At 41.3% G+C, this 25,911-nt stretch carries 27 protein-coding genes and 1 tRNA gene; 9 read left to right on the top strand and 19 right to left on the bottom strand.

Going from position 1 to position 25,911, the window contains the following annotated elements:
- The first annotated feature begins 30 nt into the window (after nt 1-30).
- Both CBS1_RS05060 and acpP read left to right on the top strand, forming a co-directional pair.
- On the top strand, nt 31-1,770 hold the full coding sequence (locus CBS1_RS05060) for a M3 family oligoendopeptidase (RefSeq protein ID WP_090222144.1): 1,740 nt from the start codon (nt 31-33) through the stop codon (nt 1,768-1,770).
- A 143-nt stretch (nt 1,771-1,913) separates the two neighbouring features.
- A complete protein-coding gene (acpP, locus tag CBS1_RS05055) occupies nt 1,914-2,165 on the top strand; it encodes an acyl carrier protein (RefSeq protein ID WP_033192107.1) in 252 nt (83 codons plus the stop codon).
- A 46-nt stretch (nt 2,166-2,211) separates the two neighbouring features.
- Here acpP and CBS1_RS05050 read toward each other — a convergent pair whose 3' ends face one another.
- The 6 genes from CBS1_RS05050 to nadE are packed head-to-tail and all read right to left on the bottom strand — an operon-like array spanning nt 2,212 to nt 8,994.
- A complete protein-coding gene (locus CBS1_RS05050; RefSeq protein ID WP_033192106.1) occupies nt 2,212-3,066 on the bottom strand; it encodes a type I phosphomannose isomerase catalytic subunit in 855 nt (284 codons plus the stop codon).
- A gap of 27 nt (nt 3,067-3,093) precedes the next feature.
- Entirely contained in the window at nt 3,094-4,479 is a 1,386-nt protein-coding gene (locus tag CBS1_RS05045; protein WP_033192105.1) for a DUF342 domain-containing protein, read from the bottom strand.
- Between the two features lie 47 nt (nt 4,480-4,526).
- Nucleotides 4,527-4,880 (bottom strand): aspartate 1-decarboxylase, encoded by a 354-nt coding sequence (gene panD / locus CBS1_RS05040; protein ID WP_033192104.1) that lies wholly within the window; start codon nt 4,878-4,880, stop codon nt 4,527-4,529.
- A 29-nt stretch (nt 4,881-4,909) separates the two neighbouring features.
- Entirely contained in the window at nt 4,910-7,642 is a 2,733-nt protein-coding gene (locus CBS1_RS05035) for a sensor histidine kinase (RefSeq protein ID WP_090222142.1), read from the bottom strand.
- Nucleotides 7,632-8,147, bottom strand: coding sequence for a Mut7-C RNAse domain-containing protein (locus CBS1_RS05030; RefSeq protein ID WP_090222141.1), 516 nt, complete (start codon nt 8,145-8,147; stop codon nt 7,632-7,634). The genes CBS1_RS05035 and CBS1_RS05030 overlap by 11 nt, the downstream gene beginning before the upstream one ends.
- Nucleotides 8,134-8,994 (bottom strand): NAD(+) synthase, encoded by an 861-nt coding sequence (nadE, locus tag CBS1_RS05025; RefSeq protein WP_090222139.1) that lies wholly within the window; start codon nt 8,992-8,994, stop codon nt 8,134-8,136. Before nadE ends, CBS1_RS05030 begins: the two co-directional genes overlap by 14 nt.
- A 127-nt stretch (nt 8,995-9,121) precedes the next feature.
- Here nadE and CBS1_RS05020 point away from each other — a divergent pair, with 127 nt between their 5' ends.
- Entirely contained in the window at nt 9,122-9,502 is a 381-nt protein-coding gene (locus CBS1_RS05020) for a hypothetical protein (RefSeq protein ID WP_090222137.1), read from the top strand.
- A 20-nt stretch (nt 9,503-9,522) separates the two neighbouring features.
- Here CBS1_RS05020 and coaE read toward each other — a convergent pair whose 3' ends face one another.
- From coaE to coaBC, 13 genes are all read right to left on the bottom strand, one after another.
- On the bottom strand, nt 9,523-10,056 hold the full coding sequence (gene coaE / locus CBS1_RS05015) for a dephospho-CoA kinase (protein ID WP_090222135.1): 534 nt from the start codon (nt 10,054-10,056) through the stop codon (nt 9,523-9,525).
- A gap of 15 nt (nt 10,057-10,071) precedes the next feature.
- Nucleotides 10,072-10,290, bottom strand: a complete 219-nt coding sequence (locus CBS1_RS05010) for a hypothetical protein (RefSeq protein WP_033192701.1) — start codon at nt 10,288-10,290, stop codon at nt 10,072-10,074.
- Nucleotides 10,290-11,651, bottom strand: a complete 1,362-nt coding sequence (locus CBS1_RS05005) for a glucose-6-phosphate isomerase (protein WP_033192098.1) — start codon at nt 11,649-11,651, stop codon at nt 10,290-10,292. The genes CBS1_RS05010 and CBS1_RS05005 overlap by 1 nt, the downstream gene beginning before the upstream one ends.
- A gap of 117 nt (nt 11,652-11,768) precedes the next feature.
- Entirely contained in the window at nt 11,769-12,281 is a 513-nt protein-coding gene (locus CBS1_RS05000; RefSeq protein WP_090222164.1) for an adenine phosphoribosyltransferase, read from the bottom strand.
- A 45-nt stretch (nt 12,282-12,326) separates the two neighbouring features.
- Nucleotides 12,327-13,268, bottom strand: coding sequence for an inorganic phosphate transporter (locus CBS1_RS04995; protein WP_090222134.1), 942 nt, complete (start codon nt 13,266-13,268; stop codon nt 12,327-12,329).
- 201 nt (nt 13,269-13,469) lie between these two features.
- A tRNA-Thr gene (locus CBS1_RS04990) sits at nt 13,470-13,546 on the bottom strand.
- Between the two features lie 88 nt (nt 13,547-13,634).
- Nucleotides 13,635-14,021, bottom strand: coding sequence for a DUF1292 domain-containing protein (locus CBS1_RS04985; protein ID WP_033192096.1), 387 nt, complete (start codon nt 14,019-14,021; stop codon nt 13,635-13,637).
- A gap of 136 nt (nt 14,022-14,157) precedes the next feature.
- Nucleotides 14,158-15,198, bottom strand: coding sequence for an AAA family ATPase (locus tag CBS1_RS04980; protein WP_164969243.1), 1,041 nt, complete (start codon nt 15,196-15,198; stop codon nt 14,158-14,160).
- Nucleotides 15,199-15,225: 27 nt separating this feature from the next.
- Nucleotides 15,226-15,939 carry an SMC-Scp complex subunit ScpB gene (locus CBS1_RS04975; protein WP_052107207.1) on the bottom strand — a complete coding sequence of 238 codons (714 nt, stop codon included), beginning with the start codon at nt 15,937-15,939 and terminating at the stop codon, nt 15,226-15,228.
- Complete coding sequence (locus CBS1_RS04970; protein ID WP_090222132.1) at nt 15,917-16,603, bottom strand: segregation and condensation protein A; 687 nt, start codon at nt 16,601-16,603, stop codon at nt 15,917-15,919. The genes CBS1_RS04975 and CBS1_RS04970 overlap by 23 nt, the downstream gene beginning before the upstream one ends.
- A gap of 9 nt (nt 16,604-16,612) precedes the next feature.
- The gene (locus CBS1_RS04965) at nt 16,613-17,218 is read right to left on the bottom strand and encodes a CBS domain-containing protein (RefSeq protein ID WP_033192093.1); all 606 of its coding nucleotides are present in this window, start codon (nt 17,216-17,218) and stop codon (nt 16,613-16,615) included.
- Between the two features lie 47 nt (nt 17,219-17,265).
- Nucleotides 17,266-18,306: a PQQ-binding-like beta-propeller repeat protein gene (locus CBS1_RS10335; protein WP_241685574.1), complete on the bottom strand. Its 1,041-nt coding sequence runs from the start codon at nt 18,304-18,306 to the stop codon at nt 17,266-17,268.
- Nucleotides 18,285-19,460, bottom strand: a complete 1,176-nt coding sequence (gene coaBC / locus CBS1_RS04955) for a bifunctional phosphopantothenoylcysteine decarboxylase/phosphopantothenate--cysteine ligase CoaBC (RefSeq protein WP_033192091.1) — start codon at nt 19,458-19,460, stop codon at nt 18,285-18,287. Before coaBC ends, CBS1_RS10335 begins: the two co-directional genes overlap by 22 nt.
- 397 nt (nt 19,461-19,857) lie before the next feature.
- On the opposite strand from coaBC, the gene CBS1_RS04950 reads away from it, so the two are divergent.
- The 6 genes from CBS1_RS04950 (at nt 19,858) to CBS1_RS04925 (ending at nt 25,828) form a co-directional block, all read left to right on the top strand.
- Nucleotides 19,858-20,976, top strand: coding sequence for an ABC transporter substrate-binding protein (locus CBS1_RS04950; RefSeq protein WP_033192090.1), 1,119 nt, complete (start codon nt 19,858-19,860; stop codon nt 20,974-20,976).
- 88 nt (nt 20,977-21,064) lie between these two features.
- Nucleotides 21,065-22,177 carry an ABC transporter substrate-binding protein gene (locus CBS1_RS04945; RefSeq protein WP_033192089.1) on the top strand — a complete coding sequence of 371 codons (1,113 nt, stop codon included), beginning with the start codon at nt 21,065-21,067 and terminating at the stop codon, nt 22,175-22,177.
- Between the two features lie 114 nt (nt 22,178-22,291).
- A complete protein-coding gene (locus CBS1_RS04940; protein ID WP_052107290.1) occupies nt 22,292-23,155 on the top strand; it encodes a branched-chain amino acid ABC transporter permease in 864 nt (287 codons plus the stop codon).
- A gap of 24 nt (nt 23,156-23,179) precedes the next feature.
- On the top strand, nt 23,180-24,247 hold the full coding sequence (locus tag CBS1_RS04935; RefSeq protein WP_090222128.1) for a branched-chain amino acid ABC transporter permease: 1,068 nt from the start codon (nt 23,180-23,182) through the stop codon (nt 24,245-24,247).
- Nucleotides 24,244-25,131, top strand: coding sequence for an ABC transporter ATP-binding protein (locus CBS1_RS04930; RefSeq protein WP_241685573.1), 888 nt, complete (start codon nt 24,244-24,246; stop codon nt 25,129-25,131). The genes CBS1_RS04935 and CBS1_RS04930 overlap by 4 nt, the downstream gene beginning before the upstream one ends.
- Nucleotides 25,118-25,828 carry an ABC transporter ATP-binding protein gene (locus CBS1_RS04925; RefSeq protein ID WP_033192087.1) on the top strand — a complete coding sequence of 237 codons (711 nt, stop codon included), beginning with the start codon at nt 25,118-25,120 and terminating at the stop codon, nt 25,826-25,828. Before CBS1_RS04930 ends, CBS1_RS04925 begins: the two co-directional genes overlap by 14 nt.
- Nucleotides 25,829-25,911 lie beyond the last annotated feature (83 nt).

Raw genomic sequence — 25,911 nt, 5'->3', positions numbered from 1 at the left:
GTTTTTGATATTCTGGTAGGGGGGATTACTTTGGAGTGGAAACTTGAACAGCTGTTTGAAAACGATGAAGCTGCAATAGAAAATGCAAGGGTGCAACTGGAAGAGGTTAAAAGAATTGCAAGGGAAATAGAGCGTGAAAATGCTCCGGAAAGGTTAGCGAAGTTGATTAGGGATTTTGAGGAGCATATGGATGAATTCGCGAAATCCATCCAGTACGCGTGGATGAGGTATTCGATTGATACTGAGAGTGCTGAGAGTCAGAAAGTTTTGGGCGTTATCCAGCAGTTGGCTTCGCAAGTGCACGAACAGGATGCGATTGTAGAGGTTAAATTGGCAGCTTTGGACGATTCAGCCCTTGAAGAGGTAATCAAATTCGACGATAATTACGAACACTTGATAAGACGCATCATTGAGAGAAGAAAGCACCTTCTTTCAAAAGATGCAGAGCAAGTGCTTGCGCTCACTTCGGTTTCAAGAAGGGACGGGATTGCTAAGATACACAGCCGTCTGGAGAGTTCTTATACATTCGAGCTGGAGGTTGACGGTGAGAAAAAGGTTCTTACCGTGGAAGAGATAAAGGCACTGAGAAGGTCTACTAATAGTGACTTACGTAAGCGTGCGATGCGGGTGTTTTTTGAAAGGTTTAAGGAAGATTCGATAGTGATGACGGAAGTTTACAACCTCGTAGTGAAAGATTACGATACGGAAAGTAGGCTTAGAAGGTTTCCAAAACCTATCTCGATGATGAATTTTGCAAATGAAGTGAGTGATGAGGTTGTTGATAGGCTTATTGCTGTGACGAACGAGAAGACGGAAATTCTAAGGAAGTACTACGACTGGAAGTCCAAGATGCTGGGTGAAAAGCTGACTTTGGCGGATGTGTATGCTCCGATTTCGAATAAGAAAAGGGAATTCACTTTTGAAGAAGCGAGGGATATAATACTTGAGTCTTACTATGCGTTTGATGAAAAAGCTGGCAGTGTTGTTGAGGGATTTTTCAAGGAAGAGCGGATAGATTTGTACCCGAGAAAAGGGAAAGTGAGCGGAGCTTATTGTATATACTCTACGACAAAGCTTCCACCGTACGTACTGACAAATTTCACGAATAACATGTACGATGTTATGACACTTGCTCACGAACTTGGTCATGGATTGCACGGCATGTTGTCCAGAAAGCAGACGTTTTTCAACCACGACACACCTCTTACACTTGCCGAACTCGCTTCCGTGTTTGGGGAGTTTTTGGTATTCGACAATCTTAAGAGGAAGTTATCAAAGGAAGAGAAGATGGCACTGATAGCTTCAAAGATAGAAGATATCTTTGCCACAACGTTTAGGCAGAACATGTTTACAAACTTTGAGATTAGAGCGCACGAGTTGATAAGCAAGAATGGGTACGCAGGATGGGATGAGCTGAGTGGAATATACCACGAGGAACTTGAGAGAGTCTTTGGAAATGTTGTCGAGATTCCGGAATGGTACAACCATGAATGGTCTTCGATACCACACATTTACGAAACTCCGTTCTATGTATACGCGTACAATTTCGCTCAGTGTTTGGTTATCGCTTTGTATCAGAAATACTTAGAGGAAGGAAAAGCGTTTGTAGGCAAATATTTGCAGCTTTTGGAGAGTGGAGGAAGGTATTCTCCGGAAGAACTGCTTGAAAAAGTGGGAATAGACGTGAGTAAAGAAGGATTTTGGGAGAATGCTTTCGAATTCGTAGATGGACTTGTCGAAGAACTAATCGGTATGGGAAATGAGCAATAGAATATTGACAAAGGCGATGTGTTTGATTAAAATATACCAAGAAAATTCGTTCTCTTTTTTGGAAAGTTGTCTTGGAGCTTTGTCGAGTTTTGTGATCAGTCAGAATATTCCAAAAATATTCGTAGGTTAGGAGGGAGCAAAATATGGAGAGAGAAGAACTTTTCAAAAAGGTTGCGGAAATTATTTCCGAAAAGCTTAACGTTCCTATCGAAGATATCGAGGAAGACAGTCATCTGATTGAAGACCTCGGAGCAGATTCTCTTGATGCTTTTGATTTGGTTATGGTCTTTGAGGACGAATTTGGAATCAAGCTCGAGGACGATGAGATTGAAAAGTTAATGACGGTAAAAGATATAGTTGATTTGCTGCAAGAGAAGTTGAAAGACAGAGAGTAAGTTAAGAAGCTGAAAATCAAGGCGGGCAACGTGCCCGCTTTGTTTTTTAGAGTGAGACAAAATTTGTTATGAAGAGTCCATCACCGAACATCTTGAGTTGAGATTTGTCTGATTTGTTGTTTTCGTTGATTATTAATGTAGCATGGTAGTCTTTTGAGATTTCAAAGGGTATGTGCACCATGATTTTATTTTCGTCTATGTCGATATGAGATAGATATTTTTTCATGTAAAAGTACGGTGTTTTGAGTGAATCGGTACTTTCAAAGACGATCTCACTCAATGAGATACTTTTACTAGCTTGTAAAGCTTTTTCTAAGTGTGTTTCCCTCGGTCTGCCCCAGTCGTATATGCGGTAAGTCAAATCGGATGATTGCTGGACTTCGATAACAGTGCTGTTGGGACCAAGTGCGTGGACAGTACCAGCTGGGATGTTTACAAAAGTGCCTTTTTTAACCTTCACAAAGGTGAGTGCTTCATTAAGATGATTAATACGCCCAGAATTTATGTATTCTTTCATTTTTTCCACATCTTCGCACACGGCAAATTCTCCATCTGTTAAGAAGTACCATGCCTCACTTTTTCCCCACGGTTCGTTTTCCACGTTGCGCGCAAAAGAGTCATCTGGGTGAACTTGAACACTGAGCCATTGATTTGTGGAAACGAGTTTGATTAAAATAGGAAAGCGAGGATATTTGTTGTTGTACAGGTTCTGTCCAAATTGGTTAATCGTTAAACCGGTTTCCAAGATGGTTTCGTACAATGGATGGCCGGAAAGAAGCCAGATTTCTCCAATTGGTTGAGTTGTTTCGGATACTGGAAGGTCGAATTTTTTGTTTAGTTCAGAATTCCCCCAGACCATTGGGCGGAATTTTGGAAGGATTTTTACTAATCGCAAAGACATATGAAACCTCCTGTTATTCAAATACTATCAAGTTCCAGAATAGCCACCGGCAACAACTTTTCCGTCCTCGTATCTCAAGACGACTTTCGGAAGAGGTCTGTCTGCTAAATATTTTGCATCGTGAATGTAGACTTCGACTCCGGGATAAAGCATTTTTCGTGCTACTATCTCACAATGGTATCGCATTTCCGAGATTTTTTTTTCCAGTTCTTGCTTTCTTTGTAAATTCTTTTCGAGTTGTTCACGCAAGTTGATTAGGGTTCTTGCGGCTTTTGAAAATTGTTCCTCTTTGTCTGGTGTGAGTTTAGCTCCTCGTTCTTTTAATTCTTTGTACTGCTTGACTATGTTGACAAGTTTTTGAATGCTTGTTCGGTCAATTTCAATTTGAGTGTTGACTAGTTTAAGCTCCTCTCTAAGGTATGGATTCACGCCAACTTCGAGATAGGTCTTGACACCGAAGTCCGAGCCCAATTCATCAGCTTCGATACGCGTCGAAGCGATGCATTCGCCACCTATGATCGCACTACTTCTTCCCTGTCCAATAACGGCATTTGTAACTCGAACCATGCAGTTGAGTAAATTGGACTCGAAATAGAGATTTTCACATTCTATCGTTACAGATTCGGCGTATTTGACGTGTACGTTCTTTTTTGCTTTGATCAACCCTTTATCTTTTCCTTTCGCTCCTGTGAGTTTGATACTGCCTTCCAAGGAAATTATCGTAGAGGCTTCCGCTACCCCCTGTATCTCGATATCACCTCTTGCCCTAACTATGAACCCTGGCTTTACATCGCCCTTGACGAAAACAACACCGGGGAATTCAATATTACCGGTCGCGTAGTCAACGTTTCCTTCTATTTCCAAGTATTCACTTACTTCAACGACACCTTTTTCTGGATCTACTTTCAGTATACCATCCGAAGTAGCTATTATGTGAGCCCCATCTTCGCTCAGTGCGACGTTTTTTCCCAGTACAACTTTTGCTTCATTGCCAGGCTTTGCTGGAACAGGTTCGCCGTACACATTTCTTCCAGGAACGCCTTCAGTAGGCGGATAAACGGTTGCTATTTTTTGACCCTTTTTGACGATGATTCTTTTTTGGACGGGGAATTCCCTGAAGTCAACACGGTTACCAGATGTGGTAAATGAAGGCTTGTGTTGAAAAACTTCGAATACAATTCTGCCGTCTTCTCCATTTTTTGGTTCATCGCCTTTTGCAAATAGAATTGGTGTATTTTCAACTGGATTTTCACACAGGTGTTTGAGTGCAGCAATGTCAATGTTGTGCACTATCTTGGCATTTCTTATTTCTTCCATCAATTTTTCGAGAGTGACCTGTTCTCCGGGCAGTATGTTCGATATTTTGATATATGCCTCCATCTTGTCCGGTGTTGTGGAGATGTTTACAACCATCGGTATCCCCCTTGGATTTGTTGGAGTCTATATTGTGACGCGTTTCTTTATTTCTTTACTTCTTTTACGCTATTATCTGGGTTGAGAATTATTACTTTGGGTCCAGGATATTCTTCCGGGTTGTACAAAGCAAAGGCCATGATGATTATCCGGTCACCTTTTTCAACAAGTCTTGCGGCTGCCCCGTTCAATGAAATTTTCTTTGACCCTCGTGGTTCGGGGATAACGTATGTGACCAGCCTGTTACCGTTGTTTACGTCAGACACCAATACCATCTCGTTAACTTTTATTCCTGCCAATTCTAATAGTTCTTCATCAATACCAATACTTCCTTCGTATTCTATTTCTTTCTCTGTTACCGTAGCCATATGGATTTTGGCTTTCAGCATGAATTCCATCATGTGTGTTCCTCCTTTTATTTTTGTTCTTTCTATTTTTCTTCATTATCTGGAGTGATTTCTGGTTTCGGCAGCTCAACTACAAATCTATTACCATCCTCCGTTGCCTCATGGTAGATTTTTCCTTTATGCTCATCTTCAACGATTTTTTTACAGATAGCCAATCCCAGGCCTGTGCCCTGGACTTTGGTTGTAAAGAACGGGGTGAAAAGCTTTTCAGCGGTCTCTTTATCGATAGGTGTTCCCTCGTTCCATACAGACAACACGATTTTATCAAATTTGACACGCGTTTCAACTAATATTTTACCATCTTTTGGGGTCGCTTCAATTGCATTTTGGAGAAGATTGATTACAACCTGTTTCATCCTTGAATATTCAGCATACACGATGATTTCTTCGGCATCTGTTTCGAACGTGAAAAGGATGTTTTTCTCACGAATTTTTTCATCGAGCAATATGTAAACGTCATTGACAAGTTTGTTTAGATTAAAATACCTAAACTCAAGTGACCGTGGCTCACGGCTAAAGTCGAGAATCTCATTTACTATTTGTTCTAATCGCAATATCTCATCCGCAATAATCTTTATGTATCTGTTTCTTGCTTCAGGATTATCAACGTTTTTCTCAAGTCTTTTGATGAATCCTCCTAGCACTGAAACAGGATTTCTCAATTCGTGGGCTACTCTCGCAGCCATCTCACCAAGAGCCGCAAGTTTTTCTTGCTTTTTGCGTTCTTTTTCCAAATTAACACGCTCGGTGACATCATCAAGTGTAATGATAACACCTCTTAGCATGAGCTTGTCGGCATCCCAGAACGGTGTAATTTTTACATCGTAGTATCGTTCTCGGCCACCGGTTTGGATAAGGTAGTTGCTTAGTGTGATTTCTTCTTTGATTTTCATACTTTGGATGGCCATCTCTTCGATATCTTCGAATTCAGAACCAAGAGTTCTAAGCTCAACGCCAGTCATCTGCTCTTTTGGACGGTTGAAGTAGACTTCTGCACGTTTATTCCATTCTGTTACCTTGCCTTCTTTATCAATAACGATAATTGCGGAGGACATGTTCTGTAAAACGGAGTCAGAGAATTCCCTTAGATATTCGATAAGGCTCTTTTGGCGTTCCAGCGAAATCGTTTTGTTTCTAAGCTCTTCGTAGTTTTGGGCAGTTTCAATTGCCAAACCGGCGCTATCTGACAAGATTTTTAGGATATCAATGTCGCTTTCTTTAATGCGCTTTTTTGTGAAGTAGTTGTCAACGATTACGACGCCAAAGACACCTTCTCTTCCAACGAGAGGGAATGCAGCGAATTCCTTTGTTCCCAACAAGTTTACTAAATCAGCAGCCTCTAATCCCATTGTATCGATAATTCTTTCGTTTGCAACGAATATTTTCTTCCTCACCACACATTTTTCAAGTATCGGATGCGCTTTGTATGGGAATATCCTATTCTCGATCTGCTGAGTGAGCTTGTTGTTGATCTCTAGAGTCATTGCTTCTTCGCGCAGATATTGAACGACGTCGGCGTATCGCATCGCTCTGAGATTGGCTTTTTTCCAGTCTTCTTCAACATTCTCCGTATCAGGTCCCATCCACATCTTACCAATCAAAACGTCTCGTTGCTCGTCGTATGTTAGCAATAACGCACGGTTGTAACCAAGTAATCTTCCGGATGTTAGACCAAGCAAAAGAGTCTTGTAGACGTTCTTCACACTGTACATTGTCCGCATAGCTTGGCTGATGTAATGCACGGCGTTCATTCGTTTGATTTGTTCTTTTTGTTCTTCTATGAGTGCTTCGTGCATTTTTTGAAGCTCTCTTAATTTTGCGACCTCTTCCTCCAGCTTTTGTTCAAATTCTATACGCCCTTTAGCAAGTATAAAGCGTTTAACCGAATCGCGCGCGAGGTCTAAATCCATCGAATCAAAAGATTTAGTCTGTAAGTAAATTTCTTTGCTTTTCTTATTAGCAAAGATGAACCAGTAGTCACCGCCAGGAACGATGAGAGCAGAAAGGACTTTTGTGGAAAATAGTTCGCTCAGTCCGTCGGGTTTGTAGACGATTTTTTCCATACCTTTGAAATAGCGCATCGCTTCATCAGTAAGTTTCGAAATATCCAAATCCTTGTGCACAAATCGTGACGTTTGGCTATCGTAGATTATTATGTTAAGTCCTTCGTCAGAGCTCTCTGGGAAATTCAGAACGGCGGTTATCTCTGCTTCAATGATCTCAGAAATCACCTTTACAAATCCATCCAAAAGCTCTTCATGCGACTTGGCGGATTCGAACAAATTTGTAAGCATCCACAAGGAACGGTACTTGGAAAGGTAGCTCTTCGATTTTTCGTACGATGGAATAAACCACAAACTGTACGCAAGGAAGTCTACGATTTCGGCAAAGTTCGCCATCTTTTTTGGAATTTGGTTTGTCATCACGATTCCGACTTTTTCATCACCAGTTTCCGGGGTGTTGTGGATGAGCTGTTCAACGTATGCATCTACGGTTATTCCATCTTTAAGCTTTAAGGTGAGCTTTGAGAGTGAATTTCTATCACCTATTTCTGATACTGGTACTTTAGTTTGAAGGGGAAGGAAATTACTTATGAGAACTCTGTAAATGTCTTTGGATTTTTCATAAATGGCGACCGATATTTTGTCAACGCCAACGAATTCGGCCAATAAGTTTGCCGTATTCTCTGCTTCTGTTGAGTATTTATCTTTCTCAAATATCTCGGTTAATGCATAGCAGATCTTCTTACCTATCATTATTCTCACCTCGCATGTCTGTTTCTTTTCTTCGGAGCGTTTGCTGTTTTAAGTTCTGAAGATGTGCTAGATGCGTTCCTTGCCAATACACCTTTCCGCATTTTGGACATCTTTTGAACTTTTCAACAGTTTCAAAGATGTATATTGGGACTTTGTCGATTACTTCTTCTTTAGAGTAATCTTCCAATACTTCGTTGCAGTTTACGCAACGAGCAGCTGTTCTTGTTATTTCCATGTCCAAGCTTTTCAAGATTGCAAATAGTTCAATAACCTGTTCGGATACCCTATTTTTCGTGACGAGTATCCCGCCAAAGGTATTAGCAAGGTTTCTTGATTTTGTGATAAGTCTTCGCGACGTCTGTCTTATGATTTCACCGATCTCATCAACTCTTATGGACCTTGTTATCTCAGTGTCAAATCCCAGGATTCTCAATTTCTTTCCCAGCTTTACAACGGTCAGATCACAGAGAAATCTCAGTTCATTGTTATCATTATGCTTGCACATCTTCGATTCCCAGCGATTTGAGTTCTCGATGTTTGGCTAATTCCAACAAGGTCTTAACTCTCTTTGCTTTTTCCGTATCCACATCGATACCTGTATCTAATTTCATGAGAATATCGTCTATTTCAGGGTAGGTTAAACCAAAGGCTTCTTCGTCCGTTAGACCAGGAATTAGGTCTGGTGTTGGGGGTTTTTGAATTATCTTTTCTGGTACGCCCAGATATTTCGCCAGTGCGTAGACCTGCGTTTTGTAAAGGTGTTTGATCGGTTCAATATCGACGGAATCATCACCCCATTTGACATACAGGCCAAGTGCAAGTTCTGTCTTGTTAGTAGTTCCCACCACGCAGTATCCCAGTCTCTCAGCTTCGAAATACAATTTGCACATCCTCACCCTGTGTTTTGCCCTGTAGTATGCAATGCCTTTCAAGAACAATTCGTCACCTTCATTTCTAAGGTCCATGGAGTACGGATCTGGGTACCTTTGCCATCTTTTCTTTGCATAACTTGCTTTCACCTTCTCCGGTGTGAATAATGCGGGTGGGAAGAGTTTGTAAACTCCCATAGCACGCAGTACGTGGGCAATAGATATGATCTTGTATTCAACGTCAAAGTGTTTGCAAACCATTTCTGCGTCTTTTGTACTGGATTTCGAACTGTCACGTTCCGGAAGAATGAATGCCTTTACCTTATCGCGGCCTAATGCTTTCACAAGCAGAGCTAAAACGACGGCAGAATCGAGTCCGCCACTGACACCTATCACTGCACCTCTGAAGTTGTATTTTTTTATTGTTGAATTTATAAAGCCGACTATCTTTTCAGTTTCAACGGATGGGTCGAAAGTAAACATGCACATCGCCTCGATTACCACCGGATTGTTTACCAAGTACACTTTTTTCTATTAATATTTTAGCACATTTCGGTGAGATATGTTAAAATATATAGGATAACGATTCTGTGTAAAGGGAAGGGTAGTTATGCTCTTAGCTGAATTGATTGTCAAGATATTGGTTGTTTCATTGGTAGAGTCTTATGCTACGTTCTATCTTCTGTTCCCAAACTTTTCAGTAGGGGCGTTGCCGGTGATATTTGTGGTGACCACCTTTTTTATAACGGGTTTGGGAACGAGGATGAAAGAATTGTTGACGGTGGCAGTTGTTTCACCGATAGTTTCGTTTTTCGTTCTTCAGATACTCGCTTTTGTTAATTTTAAACAGTACACGACGTATCAAATCTTGCTGACGGTTCTGGCAAGAGGAGCAGTTGGGTTTGGAGTTGCTTGGATGTTGGTTGGGGTTGTGATCGGGAGTGTAGCGAATTTGTTGTTCTCAAAGGGGAATGGGAATAAGGAATACTGAGGTTGAAAAAAGCGAAGGGACTAACCCTTCGCTTTTATTTGTTGGTATATTTTTTCAAGTTGCGATTGCAGTTCTTCAAGTGATGAGTTGTTTTCAATAACTATACCTTCTGGCTCTATGTCGCTCTGTCTTTCAAGAATCTCTTCTACTAAATCTTCGTCGTATCTTTCTTTCAGCCTTTCTTTTATAACTTTCTTATCGCAGACCACCGTAATTGTGATATCACAGCAGTCTATTCCCAACCTACGCTTGATTGCGGCTTCGATAACGATATCTTTTCCTTTTCTTGTTTCCAACTCGTCTTTTAGTAATCGCATCATCGTTGGATGTACAATGCTTTCGAGTAATTTGAGCTTTTGTGGATCTGCAAAGACGATTTTTGCTATTTCTTTTCTATCGCAGGTTCCAAAAGTTTGCTTTATATTCTCTTTGTTCATTTCAAATGCGATGTGTCCGAGCTTGTCCACGTTAATGTATTCGAAACCTCTTTGGGCGAAGAACTGTGAAACTGTGCTCTTACCGGTTGCTATCTTTCCGGTTACGCAGATTACCACGCTCGTTCACCAAGCTCAGATCAGTCGTTCACCAAGGTCCTGTTTCTCCATTTTTTCGTACTCTTCTTTACTGAGTACTACTAAGCTTATATCGTCATCTATACTTTTGGAAAGTTCAGAGATGGCTTGCTGCAAGTTCTTCTCGTCTTTAACAACGACGATGAATTCTTCGTCTCTCAAGAATACCGCTATAGGGTCGAATATGCTCTTAAGGATTTCTACATATTCTTTCATCATTCGACCTCAACTCTTTTCTGTGCACTGTCTGAATAGTTGTATTCTTCAAATCCCTGACGTCCCATCAAAGCGTAAGTTATCTTCTTTCCAAGTTCAACGCCAGGCTGGTCGTACGGGTTGATGTTGAACAAGTGACCAGCGATTACGGTTGCAAGCTCGTAGTACATTATGAATTGACCGATGTGGTATTCGTCGATTTTCGGGAATGTGACAGTTAACGAAGGTCGGCCGTGTTTGGCAAGCGCAAGTTGTGTGCCGAGTTGCTCGCTGTTGAGCAACATGGAAAGTTTCTTACCACCAAGGTAAGCGAGCTCTGGTTCGTTTTCGTGCAATTTTGGTATTAATATTTCTCTGTCAAACTGCTCTGTTCTGAGGAACGTTATTACTTTGTCGTCTGGACCTTCGTTGTAGAGCTGGACTTGGGAGTGCTGGTCGACTGCACCGAGAGCTTTCACCGGTGTCTGTCCTACATTTACTTTGTTTCCATCGTTATCGTACATCTTCCCAAGGCTTTCTGCCCACAGTTGCCTGTACCAATCGGCAAGATAATAAAGTCTGTTAGAATACGCCATCATCACCGATATGTTTCTCTTCTTCAAATAGTGCAGGTAGTGTGTCACAGCGATCATTGCTGCCGGGTTTTCCCAAAGAGGTGATTTTATGGTCTTTTCATATGCATCCTTAGCCCCGATTATGAGTTCTTCAATATCAACTCCAGCTGCTTTAGCTGAGAGAAGTCCGACAGGCGTTAATACGCTGAACCTTCCCCCGACGTCTGGCGGGATTTCGAGCATTCTTATACCTTCCGCCCTACCGAGTCTTCTCAAGACACCTTTTTCTGGGTCTGTTGTGAAAATGAGGTGTTCTTTTGGGTCAAGACCGTACGATTCAAGTATGCTGCGCACAATTAGGTAGTTGGCCATGGGCTCTGCCGTGGTTCCGGATTTCGAGATGATGTTGAACAACGTGGTCTTTGGATTAACGCAGTCAAGAACAGAGGACAAGAAGTCCGGATCAACGTTGTCGACTACGAAAATTCTTAAGTATCCGTTTCGCTCATCCACACTCATCGAATTCCAGTTCGCAGGTCTCAGAGCGTTTTGAATTGCTATATTGCCGAGTGCGGAACCTCCAATCCCAAGTACGACGAGGTTGTCGAATGTGAATATGAAATCGCTCAGTTCATTGACTGAATCAACCCATTTTCGAGTAAGTACAGCATTAACAAAGCCCGGCTTGTTTTCATCGAGCTTTTTGAGAAATTCGTGTACTTTTTCAGAATACGAATCGATCTCCTCAGTATCAAGTCCGCCTTGCACGTTTTCCGCAAGCGTGTACGTGAAATCAAATTTTAGCACGAGTCACACCTCCACAACATTCATACGGTGCTTTTCTTTACTGTTTTCAGCAATGGATTGTTTCGTTGATTTGCTCCGATTGTTTTTGAAATTCGTCTTTATTTATATTATACTCGATTAGTATTTAATTGGCGCAATTATCGGCAGGTTGTTGAGCAAATTTCTTGGATTCAGATAAGTGAGCTCAATTAAAAAAGCACTTGCGACAACTTCTCCTCCGACTTTTTCAACGAGCCTTTTCAGTGCCAAAGCTGTACCTCCTGTTGCAAGTACATCATCTACTATCAAGACTTTCTGACCTGGCTGAATTGCATCCTCATGGATGTGCAACTCTGCTTTTCCGTACTCCAGTTCGTATGTATCACTGACGGTTTTATAAGGCAACTTTCCAGGTTTTCTAACTGGAACAAATCCCTTACCCAAAAGATACGCTATGGGAGCTCCGATGATGAATCCTCGGGCTTCTGGACAAACAACGAGGTCGAAATCGAATTTCTTAACTTCTTCGACTATAGTATCAACAGCATACTTAAATGCCTCTGGGTTTTTGATAAGCGGTGTTATGTCGCGGAATATAACCCCCTTTTGTGGAAAATCTGGAATGTCTCTGATGAATGACTTCAAGTCCATGTCCATATACACCTCCGTCTTGCTTTCTATTTTCACGTATATATTCTACCACAAAAGTTTGTATATTGAATACATCAAAGCGGAGAATATTCCACCGTATAGTGGGGCTTCTATCCATGAGAAGAGTATCTTCTGAAATACCTTCGGATTTTGTAGTCTTGTACCTTTTGAATAGCCAACGCCAACCAAACTGCCAATTATCGCATGAGCCGGTGAAACTGGGAGTCCAACAAGTGAATAAAGCCAAATAGTTAAGGCTTGAGTTGCTACAGTCATCATGGCTGTGAAATCGTCAAGTGCAATCAATTCTCGTCCGAGCGTGTAGATTGTCTTTTTACTTAACAAAACTATCCCAGCACTTAACGACAATCCACCTATGAACAAGAGCAGATAAGAATTATAACCTCTCTGGTAGAGTATTCCAGTAATTTTTCCAACATCGTTTGCACCCATTGAGTATGCTCCGTAAATTGTAAAAAACCACAAGAAAACCCTCAGAATGTAGAACCTAACTTGCAAATTACGTATGCCTCTAAACATAGTCGATAAAACTTTCTGAAGGGTGAATCCAAGAATAAATGCCACAACGGGAGTTGAGAACCATCCTAAAACTATGTACAACAAAATCTGGGTATTGATATTCTTGAGCAGGATACCAACGCCGACGTTTGCTCCAATGATTGCTTGCGTCATAGAGATGGGAAGGCCTTTCCTTAGAAAGAAAAGTGTCACAACTGCTGCAGACAGATTAATTATAACCATCCCTGCTAAGTCAACCTTAACTATTCCGGAGGCTAACTTAAGACCGGGTTTACCCCCAAGAAAAGCCCCTATGATCACCACAATAGCGGCAATTGTTATTGCCTTTTTTGCTTTGAACACACCATTTCCAATAGTGACTCCTAATGTATTTCCTGCATCATTTCCACCCATTATTATTCCAAGAAATATTGAAGGTAAAAATAATAGAACATCGAGTACGTTCATTGTTTATAACTGCCCCCTCTTAGATTGCTCGTTTCTTGCTTATGTAAATGGTTATGGAAGACTATTATACTACGTGTTTTGTGGCGTTTAAACAACACTGATAGCCTAAATGATTTGGTTACAAGTGTTTTTTCGAGGGATATAAAAACAAAAGAGGGTACGTTTCACTTTTGTACCCTCTTTCGCAATTTTTCTCACTTTTGGAGCAGGCGGTGGGACTCGAACCCACACCCTCCTCCTTACCAAGGAGGCGCTCCACCGCTTGAAGCTACGCCTGCACCAGCTGAATTTTGGATTTTTGACCGAAGTCTATTTTACCAAATCTTCAGAGGTTGGTCAAGACTGTGAAGATGAGATTGAAAAAACTTACTGCTCGTCTTCTTCGTTTTCTTCGTCTTCTTCATCTAAATCGATGAAGAAGTCCTCTCCACCCATCATGTCTTCCCAAAGCTTTGCAACTTCGTTGAATTCTTCTTCACTCTGTATTGAGTCGAGGAAGACGTTACCTTCATCATCTTCTGTTTTGATGAAAAGGTATGTATCTCCAAATTCGGAAACCTCATCATTTTCTACGAAGATTTCTTCACATACCCAGTATGTCTTTCCTTTGTTTTCAACTTCTCCTAAAAGAACAAAGTGATGTTCGTTACCTTCCTCGTCCATAAGAGTGAATGCGTCAATGTGGTCATGATCGTGTTCGTGATCATGATCGTGATCGTGATGATGGTGGTGATGGTGTTCGTGATCAAACATGTTAATCTCTCCTTCCTTAAAAAGATGAAAATACACGTTCATATGATACCACAGAATGAATTTTTTTATTTAAGTTTGAGTTAACATTACGTTTTGTTTGTCTTAATACACACTGCGCTTTTGTGGTCTATAGTTTTCAGTTGTTCGATTGTGAGACTAACTTTCTAAGCAGTTTATCAGAGAACTCGCCTTTCAGTCCTGGCAAATTCGATAGGTTAACCAACATTCTAATGAATGCCTCGAACGAATCTTTTGGTACGACGTTGGAGAGTCTTATAAGGTTCAGAGCGATAGTGTCCACATTGTTTGAGAGTTTCTCCAATTCCTTATCATCGACTGTTGTCAGGTAATCCACCAAGCGAATTAGTAGGCCGTTTGCTTGGTGGATGTCTAAAGATTCTGGAATCTTACCTTCTATGAGTATCTCCGATGGAGTGTTGAGTTGGCCTGTAATGGTTTTGTCAATGAACACCTTTGCTGCTTCTGGTCCCACGATACCGCTTGCAAGGATGTAGAGATATTCTTTTTTGTCGTCTTCAGACATAAGCGATAGCACTCTGCTCAGTTTGTGCCAGCTTCTTGGACTGGGCTTAATAGACGCTTTGAGTGATACAGTTTCGTGAACGGAAAGAAATTCCGGATATTTCGATATGAAGTCTATTACTTCCTCTTCTATGTGGTTTCTCTTCGCCCATTCGACCCATTCATTTGGATCAGGATGGATTTCAAGAATGAAGAACCTGCTCAGAAATGCTGGGTCTGTAATGAGCTCGACTTGGTCGTAGTTTTCGTCTGGTGGATTCATGGAAGCCATTATCCATGTGCCATCCGGGAGGATGTGGTTGTGAATTCTTTTGTCAACAAGAAGTTGCATAATGGCGTTTCTGATGCTTCTATGTGCACGGTTTATCTCATCCAAAAGGATTATGGTGTTCCCATCCTCTGGCCACCAGTCTGGAGCCAGAAATCTTGTCTTGTTCTCATCCCTTGCAGGCAGACCAATCAAATCGCCCGGCTCCATTTGTGAAAGAACGAGTATGATTAGTTTTCTTTGTGTTTCTTGAGCGATTTCCCGTGCTATATCGGTCTTTCCCACGCCAAAATGACCAATCAACAGGGGGATTTCCCCTGCCTCCATTATTTTCTTTGATAGATACTTTGCTTCGCGGACTGTCAAAATTTCCACCTTCTTTTAGCACGTATTTTATTCTTCAGGAGGGATTTCTATTTCTTCTTTTCGGATGACCTCAAATGCATCGCTGTGAAAATCTTTTGATTCATCACTGTTAGAAGTATCTTGCTGGATTTGTTGCGTATCTTGTGATTGTATGGTTTCGGGGGTTTCAAAGAGCATTTTGCCTATGCTTTCAAATGAAGCTCCGCCGGCTTGTCTTACCAACTCTTCGATCATGCTTTCATCTTTGAATGTATCTGTTAGGCTATAAACAAACGTTCGACCGAGTTTTCTTCTTTTGATAACTCCGGAGACGAGTAGCTGTTTTATCAAGTTGGAGGAATCTTTACCACGCATGCTATCGATCTCAAGTTTGGTTGCTTGTCTTCGAACGGCTAGGAATACCGCAATCTCAAGTTGAGCGGGTGACAGGCTACCAAGATTTCTTCGTTTGGCTACTTTTGACACTACATCGGCAAACTTCGATTTCGTGTAGAATCGATAATAATCTTCTATCTGTTTTAGTTCGATGCCATGTTCGTCTGAATCGTACTTTTTCTTAAGATAAGTGATGATTTTATCAAGTTCCTCGTCGGGGATGTCAGTTAATTCGGCGAGAGTCGCTTTAGATACGCCTCTTGAAGCAAAGATAATAGCTTCAACAAGCGATATCTTATCAGGTTGCAAGGTTTTTGTGGATTCATCCACTAAATCACTTAATTCACGCTCGAATGCCCGAGACATCTGGCCTCACCACTTTTCTCAAAACAAGGTCATCGTCTATTATGTATCTTTCGAATCTGATTAATTCCAGAACAGCTAAGAACTTCACGATGATTTCGTATTTGGACGAGCTGTCCCTAAGGATTTCCAATAAATTAACGACATCGTATTTTTCCTCGATTTCTTCCATGATACGTTCCAATGAATAGTTTTCCTTCTTTATGATATACACTTTCTGCTTAACTTCGACTTCTTGGAGTGCGGCTTTGACGATTTTGACCAATTTCTTCTCATCAACTTTTGGGAACGAATACGGTACCTTAACAGGGTATTGATCTGCAGAGCTTTTGGTCATAATCTCTTCGGTAAGCTCTTTGAGCCTTGCATATTCTTCGATGCGTCTTATGAGCAACTCTCTTTTGTATTCATACTCTTTCTTTTCTTTCTCACTCATTGGTAACAAGCTTTTCGATTTCAGTTCGAGAAGATAAGCAGCTGTCGCGATGAATTCGGATGTAACGTTGAGGTTGAGTTCCTCCATCTGGTTGACATAATACAAAAACTCATCCGCCAGTTGTGATATCGACAACTGACGGATGTCTATTTTTTTCTTTTGCACTAGATAAAGGAGTAAATCAAGCGGTCCTTCAAACTCGAGTTGCTCAAGTTTAAAAAGTAGCTCCATGTTCGATTATCAGAAGAAACCTTCTTCCTCCACTATGGATTCGTATGCAATTTCGTAAATCTCAAGAATACCTGCAACGCTTTCCGCATCCTTGCTATCAACTTTTATCGAGACCAGCCTTGATTCACCATCTTTGATTGTCAAAATCGACAGAATGTTAATCTTGTTATTTGCAAGCACGTCGATGACCTTCTTAAGCTCACCAGGTTTGTCTGGTAGTGTGAGGTTGATTCTTATACCATGCTCATCCATTGCTGCCATTTCGGTCATTGCCTCGAGGACTTCTTGAATGGTTAGTACTCCTATTACTTCACTGTTTGAATTCACAACGGGTAGTATTGTTTCTTTGTTCTCGATCAGCATCATGGCGGCTTCTTCAATTGTTGAGTCTTCAACTATGTAAAAGTCTGGGAATACAACGTACGGACCCACTTTTTCTTCCATTTCAACTTCTTTAATTACAGACTTGTGGAGCAAGCCGTCAAATTTACCATCTTCATCGATCACTATACAGTAGTCGCATGAGTGTTTCCTCATTTCATGAAGTGCCTCTGCTATCGTTTGTGTGTTTTTTACCTTTGGAAAGAATGTGTTAACCCATCTCACTGCCTTCATTTTTTATACCTCCCTTTTGGTTTTCTTTACTGTGAGTTGGTAAATTTTTAGAAATAGTAGTAATACACTTCTCCGCTGTCTGAACAGTAAACAGCAAACGATGTTGTTGAAGCCCCAATCTTGAAGACCTCAAGTGGATAGTCACCTGTATCGAGTACCATAATATCCTTGCCATTTGTTGTTACCATGACCTTATTGTAAGGTGCACTTAATACCACGATGTAGTTACCTATCTTTGAAACTTGCGTTGGTGTATAAGGTACTTGGAACGAGTTCATTACGGCATCGTCTTTCAGTACGTATACAGTCGAATTTGACATTGATGAAATGTAATATTGCCCAGTATCTTTGTCGTAATAAGCACTTGATATGTACGCTGCGAGCTTTGTTGTTTTACCAGTTGCTAGGTTGTAGACCTTTCCTCCCCTTGTATCAACAAGCAAATCATTTGCAAGAATAGACGGGGTTGTCAATCCAGTCTTCACTGGTTGTTCTCCGAGAAATTCCACATCGTAGTTATCATTCCAGAGGTAGGTTGCTAAAAGTTGCCCTCTCCACAGAAACAGATAAGCAGGAGAACCAGTAAATGACTTTTTGAATATCTGGTTCAGGTTCTTATCAAAAGCGTAGACCGTTCCTCCTTCAAGAAGCACGTATATTTTATCACCATCGAAAAGGCTGCTTTGTATCCTTCTATCAAACTTTGCATTAGAAATCAATTCTCCGCTGAGTGCCATTCTGGAAAGATTCGGACCTGTGCGATCCACAACAATGTAGCTATCTTTTAAATCGTATACAGCAATTACAAAATTTCCGATGTAGTTATAAAAACCAAGAATTTGCTTGCTTGAAAGCTCGTAAAGTGCCATTTTTCTACTGAATGGATCAATGAAAATAACGTCACCGTTGGTTCGATAATTTCTAAATGAGTACTTGATACCAACGTAAACTTTTTCGACTACTAAACTGAATGCTGTACCTGAGAAGATCAATGATAGTAGGACAATAAAAGCGAGCACAAGAACTTTAATACTTTTAGATGTTTGGCGTTGTGGCTTTCTCAACTTCATTTCTCTAATAGCTCGCATACCCTTTTCAACAACTCCTTTGCTACTTCTTCTTTTTTGCCCTCGATCACTACCGTAGGCTTATCTTTAAAAATTAAATACACTTGATTTTCATCACTTCCCATGGCTCTTCTTGCATCATTTGCAACAATAACATCGGCTTCCTTTTTCAAAAGTTTTTCATACGCATTGTCAACGATGTTCTGCGTTTCAGCGGCGAATCCGACAACTATTTGCCCCGGTTGTTTGTTATGACCTAAGAAATCCAATATGTCTGGTGTCTTTGAAAGTTCCAGTACCAGCTTGTCCTGAGTCTTCTTAATCTTTTCTTGTGAGCTTTGGGTGGGTGTGTAGTCTGCGACAGCGGCGCACATTATTAGTATATCATATTCTCTGTATTTTTCCAAAACAGCTTCGAACATATCTTTTGCACTTTCGACACGAATATATGAATCAATAAAATAAGGAACCTCCAAGCAAGTAGGACCAGATATTAGGCATACTTCGGCTCCGAGTCTTTTGGCTACTTTTGCTATTGAGTACCCCATCTTACCACTTGAATGGTTTGAGATGTACCTTACAGGGTCGATAGCTTCCCTTGTAGGACCTGCTGTAATCAATACCTTTTTACCGGAGAGGGGTTTTTCTTCGGAGAGTATTTTTACAAATTCGATGATTTTCTCATTCTCGGGATACCGACCTTTCCCCACTTCACCACAGGCAAGGTGCCCAGCTTCTGGTTCCAACACCTTCCAGCCATGTTCTTTTAATTTCTCAATGTTCTCCAGTGTTACCTGATTTTCATACATTCGTGTGTTCATTGTTGGAACAACTACTTTGTTGGATTTGTTAAATGCGAGCGCCGTTGTTGTTAACAGATTATCGGCAAACCCATGTGCCAATTTTGCAATAGTATTCGCTGTTGCAGGTGCGATAAGTAAAACATCTGCCCACTTTGAAACTTCCGTATGGATGATCCAACCTTGTTCGATTTCGTAAGTGTCAGTGAAAACTTCACAGTTGCCAACTGATGAAAAAACGATGGGACTTATGAGTTTTGTTGCATGCTCTGTCATTATCACTTTCAAATTCCATCCTTCTTTTCTTATCTTACTCGCCAAGTCTACAGCTTTGTAGATGGCTATACCAGACGAAACACCAAGTAATATATTCATCGCTGCTCACCTCTTAGATCGACTTTCTTTTTTGAATTTAAAGCACCCTTGTTTCAATTATACCACCTGGAAAGGACTTCTTTATCATAGGATACTTTTTCTCAAATAAAGCATAAAGAAGTTCACTTTGCAAGAGTAACGTTGTTATTTTAGATTTCGTATCTCTGATTTTCTTGAAAAATAATACTTTTTCATAGAAAAAGTTGTCCATAAGTTTATTTTATCTTATTTCTTAGCATTATGCATTATTGCAATAAAATTAGCTTGACTTAAAACCGTACTTTGTGTTAAAATACAAACAAAAAAGTTAAGTCTGTTACTTTTCCATACGTTCAATATTGGAAGAAGTGGTTTTTCTTCCAAATTTTTCTAAATCTTTTCAAGGGAGGGGTTATGTATGAGGAAGTTCGGAAAACTTTTGGTGGTCGCTCTTCTACTCAGTTCACTTAGTATTTTCGCCGTTATCAAGATAGGTGCGCTCTTACCACTTACCGGTGGTGTATCGGCTTTTGGTGACTTGGTCAAGAAAGGTATCGAGCTTGCTCACGAGGAGAAAGGAACAGTTCTTGGAGAGAAGATAGAAGTTGTATACATGGATACGCGTAGCGAGAAGACGGAAGCGGCAAACGGTATCGCAAGGTTAATAGATAAGGAAGGCGTCGTTGCTGTTATAGGTGAAGTCATCAGTGGTAACTCTATTGCTGCTGGTGAAATTGCGGAAAAGAAAAAGGTCCCAATGGTTAGTCCATCGTCTACAAATCCGCTCGTGACACAAGGTAAGAAATTTGTCTCAAGAGTTTGTTTCATTGACCCACTCCAAGGAACTGCACTCGCAGAGTTTGCCGTTAAGACGTTAAAAATTAAAAAAGCAACGGTATTTACTGATGTTGAACAAGACTACAGCGTTGGACTTTCGAATTACTTTATAGAAAGATTCAAAAAATATGGTGGTCAGGTCCTCCAAGTTCAGTACAAATCAGGTGACCAGGAGTTCAGCGCACAACTTTCACAAGCTCTTGCGTTTGGAAGCGAGGCCATAGTTGTCACCGGATACTACAATGAGATAGCACTCGTCGCACAGCAAGCGAGGTCTCTGGGATACAAAGGTTACATACTTGCGGGCGATGGTGCGGATGCGCCAGAATTGATAAAAATTGGAGGTCAGGCTGTAGAAGGAATGTACTTCTCTGACCACTACCATCCGGATGCACCGATTACTCCAGTTTCAAAGAAGTTTGTGGATGCTTTTGTGAAGAAATACGGCGTGAAGCCATCTACACTTTCTGCTCTTGGATACGACGCATACATGCTTGTTGTTGAAGCAATTGAAAGGGCAAAGACAACAAAGCCAGAACTCATAGCTACCGCTATCAGATCGATCAAGAATTTCCAAGGGGCAACAGGTGTCATTTCGATTGACCAGAATGGAAATGCCACGAAAGATGTTGTCATTCTAACAGTCAAAAATCAGCAATTTGCATTTGCTGCTAAGATATCTGCAAGCGATCTGAAATAATTTAACAGTGGTATGAAAAATATGGGGGGACTTCCCCCCCATTTTTAGGTAAAAAGTCTCAAAATCTTTATAAATGGAGGTGTGGTGTATGAGGAAGCTACTTAGCTTTATTGTGCTTCTGCTTGCCCTCAGTATCTTTGCAGAGATTAAGATTGGTGTATTGTTACCGCTGACCGGCGGTATTTCTGCTTTCGGAGACTGGACTAAAAAAGGTATAGAACTTGCACACAAGCAAAAAGGTACTGCTCTTGGCGAAAAGATAACACTTGTGTACGCTGATACAAGAAGTGAAAAAACAGAAGCGGCAAACGCCATGGCTAGGTTGATTGATAAGGAAAAGGTTGTTGCAGTTATTGGAGAGATAGCAAGTAGCAACTCAATGGCTGCAGCCGAAATTGCGGAAGCAAGGAAAGTTCCGCAAGTTGCAGTTACTTCGACTAACCCACTTGTCACTCAGGGCAAGAAATTTGTTTCAAGGGTCTGCTTTATCGACCCGCTACAGGGAACTGCGCTCGCAGAGTTCGCAGCAAAGAATTTAAAAGCTAAGAAGGTCACCATATTTGTGGATATAGAGCAAGATTATAGTGTGGGTTTGACTAATTACTTCACAGAAAGATTTGAAAAGAAATACAAAGGACAAGTACTGAAAGTTCAATACAAATCAGGTGACCAGGAGTTCAGCGCGCAGATTTCTCAGGCAATAGCTTTTGGAAGTGATGTCATCATGATGACTGGATACTACAACGAGATTGCTTTAATAGCCCAGCAGGCACGTTCTATGGGATACAAGGGATATTTCATCGCAGGTGACGGTGCGGATGCTCCGGAACTTGTAAAAATTGGTGGCAAGGCTGTAGAGGGGCTTTACTTCACAACTCACTATGTTCCCGAAGCTGCCACAACGAAGCTCGCAAAAGATTTCGTTGAAGCTTTCAAAAAACAGTACGGAACTATGCCGGCAATGAATGCAGCGCTCGGGTACGATGCCTATATGCTTATTGTTGATGCAATTGAACGTGCAAAATCTAAAGACCCTGTGAAGATAAACACAGCCATAAGATCAACAAAAGGGTTCCAAGGAGTCAGCGGAACAATCACAATCGATGAGAATGGAAATGCTATAAAAGACGTAATCATAGTCAAGGTTCAGAATGGACAGTTCAAGTACGAAACAAGGATAGAGCCGAAAGATTTGCAGTAGTTAGAAAAATCCCCTGCCCCGCTTAAAGTGGGGCAGGGCTTAATTTGGCTTAAGGAGGTGCTTGAATTGACTATAAACCTAACGATTTTCATTCAAAACTTATTCAATGGTCTTATGGTCGGTGGGCTGTACGCACTCATAGCTGTTGGTTACACGATGGTCTACGGTATATTGAGATTGATAAATTTCGCCTTTGGTGACATCATGGTTATGGGCATTTACTTTGCTTACTACGGTGCAACACTGATAAGGCTGAGTTTTCCGCTTGCTGTTACTGTTTCTCTTGGAGCAACGGCGATTTTGGGTGTGCTTATCGATAGACTGGCTTATAAGCCACTGAGAAATTCTCCAAGGATTTCAGCACTGATAACGGCAATAGGTGTTTCGTTTTTTATCGAAAGCTTCGCTGTTGTTTTCTTTGGACCTAACTACAAGGCCTTCTTGGAAGCTCTTCAGAACAAGACTATTGCGTTTGAATCGTTTGTAATTGGTAACGTGTATCTACCAAAGATTATCTTCATCATACTTGGCATAACAGCTGTTGCTCTATTTGTGCTTTTCCTGATAGTTTATAAAACTAAAATGGGAATGGCCATGCGCGCAATATCGGTTGATATACCTACGACATCTTTGATGGGTGTCAATGTCGATAATGTTATAGGTTTTACGTTTGCCATATCTTCTGCTCTTGCGGCTCTTGCTGGGGTTATGTGGGCATTGAGGTATCCGAGCTTTTATCCTTACACAGGCTTTGTCCCCGGTTTGAAGGCTTTTGTTGCAGCAGTTCTTGGTGGGATTGGCTCTATCGGTGGTGCAGTGCTTGGTGGAATACTGCTTGGTGTGATCGAGATGATGATAATCACATTCTTCCCGACGGTTATGCAATACAAAGATGCTTTTGCTTTCATTATTCTGATTCTGATACTTCTTGTCAGGCCAGCAGGTCTTCTCGGTAAACGCGCTGTGGAAAAAGTTTGATGCACTAAAGTTGGGGTGAGAGAGATGAGAAACCGAACGAAAAGAGATTTGATTTTGACTGTTCTGTTCTTAATAGTGGTTATTATTCTGCTGGCGATTGCGGATGCGAGCTTTGATTCATATAAAAAGCAAATTCTCTCTTTGATGGCCATATACGGAATCATGGCTGTTAGCTTGAACCTGGTCAACGGGATTACCGGTGTGTTCTCACTGGGTCATGCAGGTTTTATACTGCTTGGTGCGTATACTTCCGCGCTTTTGACAATTCCACCTGACCAAAAAGCAATGATATTCATTATAGCTCCACCGAGCCCGTTAATTGCTAATTTGCACACAGATTTCTTTACAGCCACGATTGTTGGAGGGCTTGTTGCTGCCTTTGGAGCTTTTATTATCGGATTTCCAGTTCTAAGACTTTCTGGTGATTACCTTGCTATCGCTTCACTTGGCTTTTCCGAAGTGCTCAGAATCCTTGCACTCAACTTACAATCGATCACAAACGGTTCACTCGGATTAAAGGGTTTACCTAACTACACAAACATTTGGTGGAGCTGGGGTTGGCTCTTTGTGACGATACTTTTCATCGTGAGCCTTGTGAAAAGCTCGTACGGTCGGGCATTTTTGGCAATAAGAGACAATGCAATTGCAGCTGAAGCAATGGGAATTAATGTCTTTAAACACACGTTGTTGTCATTTGTCATAAGCGGGTTTTTTGCAGGTGTTAGCGGTGCACTCTATGCGCACTGGCTTACGACAATTGATCCGAGAATCACGACATTCGGTCCAATACTCACTTACTACGTGCTTATCATGGTTGTTCTTGGTGGGCTCGGAAGTATAAGCGGATCAGTTGTTGGTGCGATAATCTTTGCGTTTTTGATGGAGTGGCTCAGAGCTTTCGAACAGCCGTTCACACTTTTTGGAAGGTCTTTTCCAGCTATCCAAGGTATGAGGATGCTTGTGTTGTCTGTGCTCTTTGTCGTGACGATGATCGTATGGAAGAGGGGAATTTTTGGCAGAAGCGAACTCACTTGGGAAGGTATAATCAACTTCTTCAAGCGCCTCGGCTTGAGAAGGAGTGGTGAAAAATGAACAATACATTAATGCAAGAAAAGAGATTGAACAACGAAAAAAACAGGCGTGTAATTCTAAAGATGGACCATGTTACAATGCAGTTCGGTGGATTGACGGCTGTAGACGATTTTGACAACGTCGTCTACGAGGGTGAGATCCTTGGCATCATAGGTCCAAACGGTGCTGGTAAGACTACGGCGTTCAACGTTATCACTGGGATTTACTACCCAACAAAGGGTAGGATAATCTTTGATGACATAGACATCACACCGTACAAACCTCACCAAATTACGCATCTTGGTATAGCAAGAACGTTTCAAAACATAAGGCTCTTTGGGACGTTAACAGTTCTTGACAATGTGCTTGTAGCTATGCACCATTTGCTCTCTACAAGGGACGCAGACGAGATTCTGAAAAAACATGGTAAAGATCCTAAGATCAAGGGACACCTTTGGTTCTGGAGAGCTGTGACGAAGGTAGGGTACAGAAAAAAAGAGCTCGAGATGCGCGATATAGGTATGGAGCTTTTAAGAAAAGTGGGCTTGGACCATCTGGCATACGAGATTGCCTCGTCACTTCCATACGGTCAGCAAAGGAAATTAGAAATTGCAAGGGCGTTAGCTACAGAACCCAAATTGTTGCTCTTGGATGAACCAGCAGCTGGTATGAATCCAAAAGAGTCGGAAGAATTGATGGAATTTATTCGATACATAAGGGATGAGTTCAAATTGACAGTGGTTCTGATTGAACACGATATGAAAGTTGTTATGGGCGTGTGTGAAAGGATAATCGTTATGGATTCTGGAAAGATCATTGCTGAAGGAACACCTCAGGAGATAAGTAGAAACCCGAGAGTTATAGAAGCTTACTTGGGTAAGGAGTGGGAACATGCCGGTGCTTGAAGTTGAGGGGCTCCATGTATTTTACGGTTCAATCCACGCTATCAAAGGTATTTCTTTTAAGGTGGAACAGGGACAGATAGTGACACTCATCGGCGCAAACGGTGCGGGGAAAACTACCACGCTTTCCACAATTGCAGGTTTGGTGAAATCAAGAAGGGGAAGAATCATCTTCAATGGTAAAGAAGTCCAAAACCAACCTCCACACCAGATAAACAGGATGGGGGTATGTCTTGTTCCAGAGGGAAGAAGGATCTTTCCCAACCTGACTGTTATGGAAAACCTCATGATGGGTGCTTTCAATAGAAAAGACAAAGATGGAATCAAACAAGATCTGGAATGGGTTTTTACACTTTTCCCAAGGCTTGCTGAAAGGAAAAATCAGCTCGGTGGAACACTTTCTGGTGGTGAACAGCAGATGCTGGCCATCTCTAGAGCTCTTATGAGCAGGCCAAAGGTGCTCATGATGGATGAGCCTTCGCTTGGCCTTGCTCCGATACTTGTGGAAGAGGTTTTTGAAATTATCAAGAAGTTGAATTCAGAAGGGATGACTATACTACTTGTGGAACAAAATGCTGTTGGTGCACTGAACATATCGCACTACGGATACGTCTTGGAAACAGGTAATATCGTTCTTGAAGGCCCAGCAAAAGATCTGCTCAAGGATGAACAGGTAAAAAAGGCGTACCTGGGATTGTAATTCTATCCGTTGATAACTAATTGTTGTTGTCGAAATAATGTTAATACAATATCTTGGGTGGGATTTTGAATTTTCCCACCCTT

This window comes from Fervidobacterium changbaicum (genome assembly GCF_004117075.1).
In the GTDB taxonomy this organism is placed as follows: Bacteria; Thermotogota; Thermotogae; order Thermotogales; family Fervidobacteriaceae; genus Fervidobacterium; species Fervidobacterium islandicum.
This window is presented reverse-complemented; position numbering and strand designations above follow the sequence as displayed.

Excerpts from the sequence above, each read along its gene's own strand:
- CBS1_RS04950 (WP_033192090.1), top strand. The coding sequence starts at position 19,858 with ATGAGGAAGTTCGGAAAACTTTTGGTGGTCGCTCTTCTACTCAGTTCA.
- CBS1_RS04975 (WP_052107207.1), bottom strand. The coding sequence starts at position 15,939 with ATGTCTCGGGCATTCGAGCGTGAATTAAGTGATTTAGTGGATGAATCC.
- coaBC (WP_033192091.1), bottom strand. The coding sequence starts at position 19,460 with ATGAATATATTACTTGGTGTTTCGTCTGGTATAGCCATCTACAAAGCT.
- panD (WP_033192104.1), bottom strand. The coding sequence starts at position 4,880 with ATGATGGAATTCATGCTGAAAGCCAAAATCCATATGGCTACGGTAACA.
- CBS1_RS10335 (WP_241685574.1), bottom strand. The coding sequence starts at position 18,306 with ATGCGAGCTATTAGAGAAATGAAGTTGAGAAAGCCACAACGCCAAACA.
- CBS1_RS04930 (WP_241685573.1), top strand. The coding sequence starts at position 24,244 with ATGAACAATACATTAATGCAAGAAAAGAGATTGAACAACGAAAAAAAC.
- CBS1_RS04940 (WP_052107290.1), top strand. The coding sequence starts at position 22,292 with ATGGTCGGTGGGCTGTACGCACTCATAGCTGTTGGTTACACGATGGTC.
- CBS1_RS05020 (WP_090222137.1), top strand. The coding sequence starts at position 9,122 with ATGCTCTTAGCTGAATTGATTGTCAAGATATTGGTTGTTTCATTGGTA.
- CBS1_RS05000 (WP_090222164.1), bottom strand. The coding sequence starts at position 12,281 with ATGGACTTGAAGTCATTCATCAGAGACATTCCAGATTTTCCACAAAAG.
- CBS1_RS05050 (WP_033192106.1), bottom strand. The coding sequence starts at position 3,066 with ATGTCTTTGCGATTAGTAAAAATCCTTCCAAAATTCCGCCCAATGGTC.
- CBS1_RS05010 (WP_033192701.1), bottom strand. The coding sequence starts at position 10,290 with ATGAAAGAATATGTAGAAATCCTTAAGAGCATATTCGACCCTATAGCG.
- CBS1_RS04985 (WP_033192096.1), bottom strand. The coding sequence starts at position 14,021 with ATGTTTGATCACGAACACCATCACCACCATCATCACGATCACGATCAT.
- CBS1_RS05030 (WP_090222141.1), bottom strand. The coding sequence starts at position 8,147 with ATGTGCAAGCATAATGATAACAATGAACTGAGATTTCTCTGTGATCTG.
- acpP (WP_033192107.1), top strand. The coding sequence starts at position 1,914 with ATGGAGAGAGAAGAACTTTTCAAAAAGGTTGCGGAAATTATTTCCGAA.
- CBS1_RS04995 (WP_090222134.1), bottom strand. The coding sequence starts at position 13,268 with ATGAACGTACTCGATGTTCTATTATTTTTACCTTCAATATTTCTTGGA.
- CBS1_RS04935 (WP_090222128.1), top strand. The coding sequence starts at position 23,180 with ATGAGAAACCGAACGAAAAGAGATTTGATTTTGACTGTTCTGTTCTTA.
- CBS1_RS05045 (WP_033192105.1), bottom strand. The coding sequence starts at position 4,479 with ATGGTTGTAAACATCTCCACAACACCGGACAAGATGGAGGCATATATC.
- CBS1_RS04970 (WP_090222132.1), bottom strand. The coding sequence starts at position 16,603 with ATGGAGCTACTTTTTAAACTTGAGCAACTCGAGTTTGAAGGACCGCTT.
- CBS1_RS05035 (WP_090222142.1), bottom strand. The coding sequence starts at position 7,642 with ATGATAGGTAAGAAGATCTGCTATGCATTAACCGAGATATTTGAGAAA.
- CBS1_RS04965 (WP_033192093.1), bottom strand. The coding sequence starts at position 17,218 with ATGAAGGCAGTGAGATGGGTTAACACATTCTTTCCAAAGGTAAAAAAC.
- CBS1_RS04925 (WP_033192087.1), top strand. The coding sequence starts at position 25,118 with ATGCCGGTGCTTGAAGTTGAGGGGCTCCATGTATTTTACGGTTCAATC.
- CBS1_RS04945 (WP_033192089.1), top strand. The coding sequence starts at position 21,065 with ATGAGGAAGCTACTTAGCTTTATTGTGCTTCTGCTTGCCCTCAGTATC.
- nadE (WP_090222139.1), bottom strand. The coding sequence starts at position 8,994 with ATGTTTACTTTCGACCCATCCGTTGAAACTGAAAAGATAGTCGGCTTT.